This is a genomic window from Streptococcus pseudopneumoniae (assembly GCF_038148935.1).
Lineage (GTDB): Bacteria > Bacillota > Bacilli > Lactobacillales > Streptococcaceae > Streptococcus > Streptococcus pseudopneumoniae_U.
This window is the reverse complement of record NZ_JBBJZX010000083.1, coordinates 1-8,783: the sequence shown is the minus strand read 5'-3', so window position 1 is coordinate 8,783 and position 8,783 is coordinate 1. Positions and strand designations below refer to the sequence as shown.

Here is an 8,783-nt window from a genome sequence, read left to right as displayed (position 1 = left end):
TAGCTAGTAAAGCTAAAAAGAATCCAGAAAATATTCCAGATTCTTTTGTGAAAATCCTTGCTAGTTCTTACTTAGACCGAAAGAAATCCTGTTGGGCTAAATAGTCATAATGCTCTTTGTTAAATTGATACTGTCCCACACGCTGACTAACCTGACCGACATCCACGGAAAAAATATAGGCTTCATTTTGATAGTTCCAGTTCAGCCTAACTGTATTCAAGACTAGCTTATAAGTAAAATCTTTAACTTGATTCCAAGGCATCTCAAGGACTTGATTAAAACGATTTTCAGTTATATCACTGATGTCCATCAAATAGATCCCCTTAGGTGTGAATGCCAGAATCTTAGGCTTCACACTCGACTGAACATAGTAACTTCCTCCTATAACGAAGAAATCAATAAAGGATTTCAACCATGTCTTTTTCTTAAAAGCCATCAGAAAATTCTTTTGCCCTTCAATGCGACAAGTTGAAAGAAATGATGCAATCTGTTTTTCTGTTGCAAACTCCATAATAGCGCCCATGATGTTACCTCCATAACGATTAGTAAATAGGCAGATAAGAATTCTTCACTTAAAGAAGAACTTATCAATTATTACGTTTTATCTTACTTTTCCAGTAGACAGCATCCCTCCTATAAAATCATCCTAGCATGTGCACACTTCAATCAACATTGGGTAGATTTTCGAAAATGGTTTCTCACGTTTTTATTATATTCATTATAACATAAATTCAAGAAACAAAGAAAAAAATGTGAGATTTTTCTTCCAAATTTACCATCATTCTATTAAAAAACGACAGCTTCCTTCGAAACCATCGTTTTCTTGAAAAATCCTTATTTCACATGTTTTGCCAATTCTTCTTGGGCTTTTTTATTGGATTCTTCTTTTTCTTTAAACCATTTTTCTTTGGCTTTTTCATATTCGTCTGTTGTGACAATCTTATCTTGTACTTTGAGGTATTTATAGGATTCAACCCCTTTATTACCAGCCAATGAATATGGTGATGAGAAAGGAACTAGTTTTCTCAATGTTGGTGTTCCACCCAGTGAAACATTTGGAATTGCTAGAGAGCTATCCACCAACCAAGCTTGGGCATCTGCATATTTTTCATAACGTTTAGCTGGATCTTGCTCCTTGTTAGCTTCTTCCAACATTTGAGTGTAGACATCCAGCCCAACAGCCTTAGCCTTGTCATTGGCTTCACCAGGCTCTATACCCAGATTTTGCAACACTCCACCGGAATTAATATTAAAAATATCAAGGTAGCTTGATGGATCTTGATAGTCTGCGCTCCAGCCACCATTGTAGAGGTCATAATCTTTCTGAGCTGCAGTTTGAGCTAGATAACCTGAACTATCATAGTCCTCTGTAGAAAGTAGGTGGACATCAATCACAACATTTTCTGCACCTAAGACAGACTCAATTGATTGCTTCATGGAATTGATTCCTTGAATTTCAGCCTTATTGGTCAACTCTATATTTTTATCTAAGTGGATAGGGAATGTTACACCCTTAGCTTCTAATTCTTTCTTAGCTTCTGCAAATTTAGCCTTGGCTTTCTCTGGATTGTAATATGGATCTTGGGCATCCGCAAAGTTTATTCCTTGCCATTCCTTACCATAATTGACCATCTTAGAGGCTACTACTTCACCAAAGTCTTTTCCCTTGATACTTACAAAGGTTGGAGGAACGACGAGGTTACGCAAAATCTTAGTTGCCCCCTCTTCTCCTTGAGATTGAGCCCCGTAGGCCGTACGATCATAGGCAAAGTTAATGGCTTGACGGAAGTTTTTATTAAGAACCGCTTCTTGAGTCGATTTCTTTTCAGCATCACTTGTTTTTGAAGTGAATTTATAAGATTTTCTATCCAGATTAAAGTTTAAGAAGTAAGACGTAGCATCCTGCATACTATAGACGATATCATCTTTGTATTTTTCTTTAATCCCTTCAAAACTTGAACTATTCGGATAGAGACGAGCGTAGCTATAGGCTCCGTCTGTAAAGTTACGAACAAGAGCATCTTGGTCACTACCATCATAGTAGGTCAATTTCACATCGTCCACAAAGACATTCTTTGCATCCCAGTAGTTAGGATTTTTCTTGTATTCGATGACAGATTTTGAAACAAAGGCTTTCATCAAGAAAGGTCCACTGTACAAAATGCTAGATGGGTCTACCTTCCCAAAATCATCCCCTTTTGATTTCAAGAAATCTGCATTGACTGGGAAGAGAATGGTTGATGTCGTTTTTGAGTTCCAGTAAGGTTCTGGTCGAGCCAAGGTATATTGAACCGTTTGATCATCAAGAGCTTTGACTCCGACAGTTGAAAAGTCGCTTGTTTTCCCGTTGATATAATCATCCAAACCTGCAACAGAGTCCTGCACTAGATACAAGGCTTCTGATTTTTTATCAGCTGCATATTGCAAACCTGTCACAAAATCTTGGGCAGTTACAGGAGCATATTCTTCTCCCTCAGAAGTAAACCACTTAGCATCCTTACGAAGTTTGTAGGTATAGGTCAAACCGTCCTGAGAAACAGTCCAATCCTCTGCCAAGGATGGCACATAGTTCCCATATTGGTCATTTTCCATGAGACCATCTACCAGATTGGTCACAATATCATTGGTTGTTGCGCGGTTTTCTGCTAGATAGTTCAAACTAGATGGGTCACTAGAATAAACATAGTTATAGGTTTTTGATGCAGTGCTAGAATTTCCACACGCACTCAATAAAACTCCTGTACCCAGGACAAGACCTGCCAAGGTTAGATATTTGCTCTTAGACTTTTTCATTTCCAGAACCTCCTGCTTTAAATATTTGTTTTATTATACAACGTTTAGTTTGTTTAGTCAATGTTTTTTTCAAAAAAATCGAAAAAATACCTCATCATCTACTTTTAAAAGATAATTTTAGCTATTTTGACGCTAAAAAAGGAATAAGTTTCAAGTTATCCTAAAAGATTGTTCAACTTATTCCTTTTATTTATAAATGCTATCTTACGAAAGCTTAAATTTTGCTCGCAGTCGATCTGCTTGGGCTTTTCCTATTACCTTATCTAATAAGTAGGTACGCAGACTCATAATCATATAAAGTCCACCCCCCATGGCACCGACAAGAGCTACATAAAAGAAGCTCCACAAACGTCCACTTGGTTGGAAGACAAATCCTAATAGCCACTGGATGGTTCCTACTAACAGAAACATGACTAGGGTCAGCAAACTGATTAAAATGGTTCGCTTCAAAATCACCTTGCGCTTGACACCTGTTACCTTACAAATATCCCGATACATCCAGACGTTAGGAATGATGAGAGCGATTGTTGTGGAAATCAAAGGACCATAACTGTGGAAAAGGGCGATGGTAGGTAGTTGCAAGACTAGCTTGGCAATAGAACCATAGATAAAGTAGAGAACGGCCTTGCGGTTGCGGAACATGGCCTGAAGCATGGGAGACAAGACCATGTACAAGCCTAAAATAGTAGACTGTAAAACTGCAAAGACAAACAAGCCCATGGCCAAACTATCTGGCTTACCATAGAAGACTGTGTAGAGTGGTTCTCCTACCATAACCACTCCAACCGTTGCTGGCAGTAGGAATAAGAAAAGCATGGTAATACTGTCTTGAACTAAGCGAGAAGCTGCCTTTAAGTCCCCCTTGACATAGTTCTCCGTCAAAAGCGGCAAACCGACACCCCCAATTGAAACCCCAACAGAAATAAGAATCATGGTGATTTTATTAGGATTGGCAGAGAAATAAGAAAACATGACAACCAAGTCTTCATTACTATAATTGGTAAACCAACTCATACTATTGATAAAGGTCATCTGGTCCAGAATCTGGAAGAGCTGGATGGCAGACCCTGTCAAAATAAAAGGAATGGCTTCCTTAATGGTATCGACCAAGAGACGCTTGCTGTTTATCTTATCCCCTGTTTCAAAGACTCTTTTGAGTAACCCTTCTTGAGCAAGGAAATAAATCAAAACAGCAAAACTGGCTACCATACCGACAAAGGCCGCAAAGGTCGATTGGGTAACGGCTGCTAGGTAATCTCCTGAACCGAGCTTCATAATGATAAAGGTTGCTAGGAGCATCCAGATAACACGAATGACCTGCTCAGCAATTTGGCTCATGGCATAAGGTTTGAGGTTATTCATTCCTTGGAAAAACCCTCGGATAACACTCATAGACGGGAAAATCAAGACTCCCCAAGCCAAGCTTTGCATGATTGGGATCAAGTCTTTGCCCACGCCAGACAAGTCTGCTAGCCAAGGGGAAAAGACATACAAGATTAGGGCAAAAACGAGGCCTAGTCCTGTCATAAATCCTAAAAAGCTCCGAATCAAGGCAAAGCTATGCTCTTCTTCTCGCATGGTATTATACTTGGCAACTTGCTTGGCCACCGCAACTGGAATCCCCGCTGTTGAAACCAGCAAGAACCAGGCATAGATATTGTAGCCCATGGTAAAGAGACCATTGGCCGTAGCCGCATAAGACCCCATCCAGATATACCAAGGGATAATGTAAATAGCCCCGAGTAGGCGACTGATAAAGTTACTAGCCGTTAGCCAAGCAGTCCCCCGTAACATCTGGGCCTGCTGGTGATTGTTTTCGTGCGACATAGATTCCTCATTCAATTTTGATAACTAGGAAAAACTCCTCACCTTCCATTATAAACTTTTCCTTGTCACTTGTAAATTTGTGACTTTCGGTTTACAATAGAAAGTATGATAAAGATTGAAACCGTATTAGATATATTAAAGAAAGATGGTCTCTTCCGCGAGATTATCGACCAAGGACACTATCACTACAACTATAGCCATGTCGTCTTTGACACCATCTGCTATGACAGCCGCAAGGCTAAAGAAAAGAGCCTCTTTTTCGTCAAAGGTGCTGCCTTTAAGAAGGAATTTCTTCTTTCAGCCATCTCTCAAGGCCTCGGTTGGTATGTTGCTGAAAAAGACTATGAGGTTGGTATTCCTGCCATTATCGTGAACGACATTAAGAAAGCCATGAGTTTGATTGCCATGGAATTTTATGGAAATCCACAGGAAAAACTCAAACTCCTCGCCTTTACTGGAACCAAGGGGAAGACAACGGCAGCCTACTTTGCTTATAACATCTTATCTCAAGGGCATCGACCTGCTATGCTCTCGACCATGAATACAACTTTAGATGGCAAGACTTTCTTTAAGTCAGCGTTGACAACCCCTGAGAGCATTGACCTCTTTGACATGATGAATCAAGCTGTGCAAAATGACCGCACCCACCTCATCATGGAGGTATCCAGTCAAGCCTATCTGGTCAAACGTGTCTATGGTCTAACCTTTGATGTGGGAGTTTTCCTCAATATCAGCCCTGACCATATCGGCCCGATTGAACACCCTAGCTTTGAAGACTATTTCTACCACAAGCGTCTCTTGATGGAAAATAGCCGAGCAGTCATCATTAACAGCGACATGGACCACTTCTCAGTCTTGAAAGAACAAGTTGAACATCAAGACCATGATTTCTATGGTAGTCAATCTGATAATCAAATCGAGAATTCCAAAGCCTTTAGCTTTTCAGCTAGAGGTAAACTCGCTGGTGATTATGATATCCAACTGATCGGTCACTTCAACCAAGAAAATGCAGTCGCTGCTGGACTTGCTTGTCTCCGTCTGGGAGCAAGTCTTGAGGACATCAAAAAAGGCATCGCTGCAACCCGCGTTCCTGGTCGTATGGAAGTCCTCACTCAGAAAAATGGTGCCAAGGTCTTCATCGACTATGCCCACAATGGGGATAGTCTGAAAAAACTCATCAAGGTTGTAGAAACTCATCAAACTGGAAAAATTGCTCTGGTTCTTGGTTCGACAGGAAACAAGGGAGAAAGCCGTCGTAAGGACTTTGGTCTCCTCCTTAATCAACACCCTGAGATTCAAGTCTTCCTGACTGCTGATGACCCCAACTATGAAGATCCAATGGCCATTGCGGATGAAATTAGTAGCTATATTAGCCATCCTGTTGAAAAAATTGCGGATCGCCAAGAAGCCATCAAGGCAGCGATGGCTATCACAAATCAAGAATTAGATGCTGTCATTATCGCCGGTAAGGGAGCCGATTGCTATCAAATCGTCCAAGGCAAGAAAGAAGCCTACCCAGGAGATGCTGCCGTCGCGGAAAATTATTTATAAGATAGTAAAAAATCAAGGGAAATGAAACCCTTGATTTTTTCTATCTTTATTTAAAAGCGTTTTTCAAACCTTCAACGGCACCTTCTACAGCACCTTTCGCATCTTCTACAACGTCTTTTGCCTTAGCAACTGTCTTTTCTACAGCGCCTTCTGCTTCAATCTTGCTATCCCCAGCAACTTTACCAAATCCTTCTTTGATAGCGCCTGTTGCTTGTTCCAATTTGTTTTCAAGTGACATATGATTGTCTCCTTTGGTTTTATTCCGATATGTGTTACCGGTTACATATAGTTTATACCGAATACTAAGGAAAGTCAAACAATGTGCTCAGAAACAAGAAATCAAGCCAAATAGAAAGTTAATCTCTCCTTGTCAAAATCGACAGCCAACTCATACTTTCCATCTGCATTTTGGACAATATAACCTAGGACAACTAAACTGTCCACAAAAATATCACGGCGTTTCTGCATGAGCTGGTCTTTTTTAAGAAATTTCAACAAAAAAGTCGTCATATATTTGAGAGCGTACTCAGGATTAACATCTCCCAAAATGTCATAGAGTTCCTGCTGTTTTTCTGTCAAAGGATACTGATTTTTGACCTTGTAGAAATAATTGGACAGGGTCATTTTTGTTCGCGCAAAGTCCGTCTTTTCAACCAAAATAGCTGCATTGGTCTGATTACGCAATTCTGTCTCAAAACTCTGCTCCGACAAGGCTTGATAGACTGGACTAGCTTCTCTGACAAAAATCTCTTGATCCAGTTCGAGACTATTAAGGGACTCCAGCATAGGAAGATTGAGGTAGTAACGCTTATTTTCCCGTAGAATCAAGCCAGCCTTGATATACTCTTCCATGAGTTTATCAACTGCTACTTCTGGAAATTGAGCCTTGATTTCTCGTAAAATCACATCATCATGCTGGTCCAGATAGCGGATCAATTCTCCAAAAAATGGCTGTCTCGTCAAACGAGAGGGATTAAAAATCTGAATCATGAAGATTCCTTTCTTTACATTCTAACAGAGGCGATGCTGCCAACTGACTAGGATTGGTCCCAGCTTGGTTTAGAGGAACAGGCAAACCTAGTTCTCTGTAATATTCTCTCCAAAAATCACTAATCTCCTGCTCCCCATCTCCAAATTTCATGGGAATAGTTTCAAAAATCGGGAGAATTTCTGCCATATACTGGGAACAGTAGAAACCATGTCCATCTGGATAGAAAGAAGCATTGTAGGGAGCTCCAAGATACTTACAAGCTCTCTCCTTCACCGACTGGATATCCATTTCTGGGTAAACATAGAGGTCGTACAAGTGATTGGACTCAAAGAAGTCTGCTGGTTCTTGACAGATAACACCCGCCTTTCCACTAGCATGGTAAATCATCCCATCCAAATAAATGGCAACATGGTTATAGTTGCCTGTGGAAATCTGGACAGCCTGTCCCATATCCGACTCATCTCTCACAAAAATCAAATCGCCATTTGCTAACATGCTTCACTCCTAGAAAAAAAGGAGCCGAAACTCCTTTCGTTATAAGTCAAACTAGCCTTTCCGATTTTGAACTGACACCCAAAGTCTTAGGCATTAAAACTTTCAGTCAATTGAGGTACCACTTGTTTCTTACGTGAAACGGCACCAGCAAGGAAGGCATGGTTGTTTTCAAGTTTAAAGTTGAAAGCTGCTTCGACCTTGCCTATATTGGCACCAAGAGCCAAGATTTCTGAGTTTGAGTTAACGATATCTGTAATCATCAAGACAAAGTCAGAGTAGCCGTTTGCTGTGTTGGCAGCTTGCATTGCAGCTTCGATTTCTGCTTGACGTTCCAAAACTTCAGCGATGTCAACTGTGTTTACTTGGGCAACACGGACATTATTTCCGTTCAATTCGAAAGTCTTAGCATCGATGTCAATCAATTCTTCAGCAGATTTGCTAGCCAAGTTGGTACCAGCTTTCAACATAGCCAAACCATATTCTTCCAAGTTTACACCAGCCAATTCAGCCAATTCTGGAGCAATGACTTTATCTGTTGGGTGTGTTGTTGGTGATTTCAAAAGAAGAGTATCTGAAATCAAACCTGAAAGCATCAAACCAGCAATCTCTTTAGGAACAGCTACACCGTGTTCTTTGAACATACGGTAAACGATTGAAGACGCTGATCCAACTGGCTCCAAACGCATGTAAAGTGGGCTTGCAGTTTCAAAGTTAGCTACACGGTGGTGGTCTACAACACCATAAACTTCTACTTCAGCGATATCTGATACAGATTGTTGAAATTCATTGTGGTCAGTCAAGATAACTTGCTCTGCACCTTCTGCTTTGGCAGAAGTGATAACACGTGGTGCTTCCACACCAAAGTAGTTCAAGACAAAGGCTGTTTCTTCATTTGGAGTTCCAAGAGCAACAGCTTCCGTATCCAAACCATATGCTTCTTTTGCAAGGTAGGCAAAGGCTACAGATGACCCAATGGCATCTGAGTCTGGATTTTGGTGACCAAATACTAGAATCTTAGACATGATAATACCTCATTTTGTTTATTCTCTTTATTGTAGCATTTTTTTCGCTTTTTGACAAAAGTAAGAGGAGTCAAAGGACTCCTCACGATTCTTCAAAATAACTG

At 40.5% G+C, this 8,783-nt stretch carries 8 protein-coding genes; 1 reads left to right on the top strand and 7 read right to left on the bottom strand.

Annotated features, from left to right (window positions below):
• Positions 1–67: 67 nt before the first annotated feature.
• From WKI42_RS08525 to WKI42_RS08515, 3 genes are all read right to left on the bottom strand, one after another.
• Complete coding sequence (locus WKI42_RS08525; protein WP_368081688.1) at positions 68–523, bottom strand: hypothetical protein; 456 nt, start codon at positions 521–523, stop codon at positions 68–70.
• 311 nt (positions 524–834) lie between these two features.
• A complete protein-coding gene (locus tag WKI42_RS08520) occupies positions 835–2,793 on the bottom strand; it encodes a peptide ABC transporter substrate-binding protein (RefSeq protein WP_368081687.1) in 1,959 nt (652 codons plus the stop codon).
• 204 nt (positions 2,794–2,997) lie between these two features.
• Positions 2,998–4,620 (bottom strand): polysaccharide biosynthesis protein, encoded by a 1,623-nt coding sequence (locus WKI42_RS08515; RefSeq protein WP_368081686.1) that lies wholly within the window; start codon positions 4,618–4,620, stop codon positions 2,998–3,000.
• Positions 4,621–4,725: 105 nt separating this feature from the next.
• Here WKI42_RS08515 and WKI42_RS08510 point away from each other — a divergent pair, with 105 nt between their 5' ends.
• A complete protein-coding gene (locus WKI42_RS08510; RefSeq protein WP_368081685.1) occupies positions 4,726–6,171 on the top strand; it encodes a UDP-N-acetylmuramoyl-L-alanyl-D-glutamate--L-lysine ligase in 1,446 nt (481 codons plus the stop codon).
• Between the two features lie 46 nt (positions 6,172–6,217).
• Here the strand turns inward: WKI42_RS08510 and WKI42_RS08505 are convergent, their stop codons facing one another.
• The 4 genes from WKI42_RS08505 to WKI42_RS08490 form a co-directional block, all read right to left on the bottom strand.
• Entirely contained in the window at positions 6,218–6,409 is a 192-nt protein-coding gene (locus WKI42_RS08505; RefSeq protein WP_368081684.1) for a CsbD family protein, read from the bottom strand.
• Positions 6,410–6,510: 101 nt separating this feature from the next.
• Complete coding sequence (locus tag WKI42_RS08500) at positions 6,511–7,161, bottom strand: DUF1803 domain-containing protein (RefSeq protein WP_368081683.1); 651 nt, start codon at positions 7,159–7,161, stop codon at positions 6,511–6,513.
• Positions 7,145–7,657, bottom strand: a complete 513-nt coding sequence (locus WKI42_RS08495; RefSeq protein ID WP_368081682.1) for a YiiX/YebB-like N1pC/P60 family cysteine hydrolase — start codon at positions 7,655–7,657, stop codon at positions 7,145–7,147. Before WKI42_RS08495 ends, WKI42_RS08500 begins: the two co-directional genes overlap by 17 nt.
• 86 nt (positions 7,658–7,743) lie before the next feature.
• Positions 7,744–8,679, bottom strand: a complete 936-nt coding sequence (locus tag WKI42_RS08490) for a manganese-dependent inorganic pyrophosphatase (protein ID WP_368081681.1) — start codon at positions 8,677–8,679, stop codon at positions 7,744–7,746.
• Positions 8,680–8,783: the final 104 nt, after the last annotated feature.

Excerpts from the sequence above, each read along its gene's own strand:
- WKI42_RS08525 (WP_368081688.1), bottom strand. The coding sequence starts at position 523 with ATGGGCGCTATTATGGAGTTTGCAACAGAAAAACAGATTGCATCATTT.
- WKI42_RS08520 (WP_368081687.1), bottom strand. The coding sequence starts at position 2,793 with ATGAAAAAGTCTAAGAGCAAATATCTAACCTTGGCAGGTCTTGTCCTG.
- WKI42_RS08515 (WP_368081686.1), bottom strand. The coding sequence starts at position 4,620 with ATGTCGCACGAAAACAATCACCAGCAGGCCCAGATGTTACGGGGGACT.
- WKI42_RS08510 (WP_368081685.1), top strand. The coding sequence starts at position 4,726 with ATGATAAAGATTGAAACCGTATTAGATATATTAAAGAAAGATGGTCTC.
- WKI42_RS08505 (WP_368081684.1), bottom strand. The coding sequence starts at position 6,409 with ATGTCACTTGAAAACAAATTGGAACAAGCAACAGGCGCTATCAAAGAA.
- WKI42_RS08500 (WP_368081683.1), bottom strand. The coding sequence starts at position 7,161 with ATGATTCAGATTTTTAATCCCTCTCGTTTGACGAGACAGCCATTTTTT.
- WKI42_RS08495 (WP_368081682.1), bottom strand. The coding sequence starts at position 7,657 with ATGTTAGCAAATGGCGATTTGATTTTTGTGAGAGATGAGTCGGATATG.
- WKI42_RS08490 (WP_368081681.1), bottom strand. The coding sequence starts at position 8,679 with ATGTCTAAGATTCTAGTATTTGGTCACCAAAATCCAGACTCAGATGCC.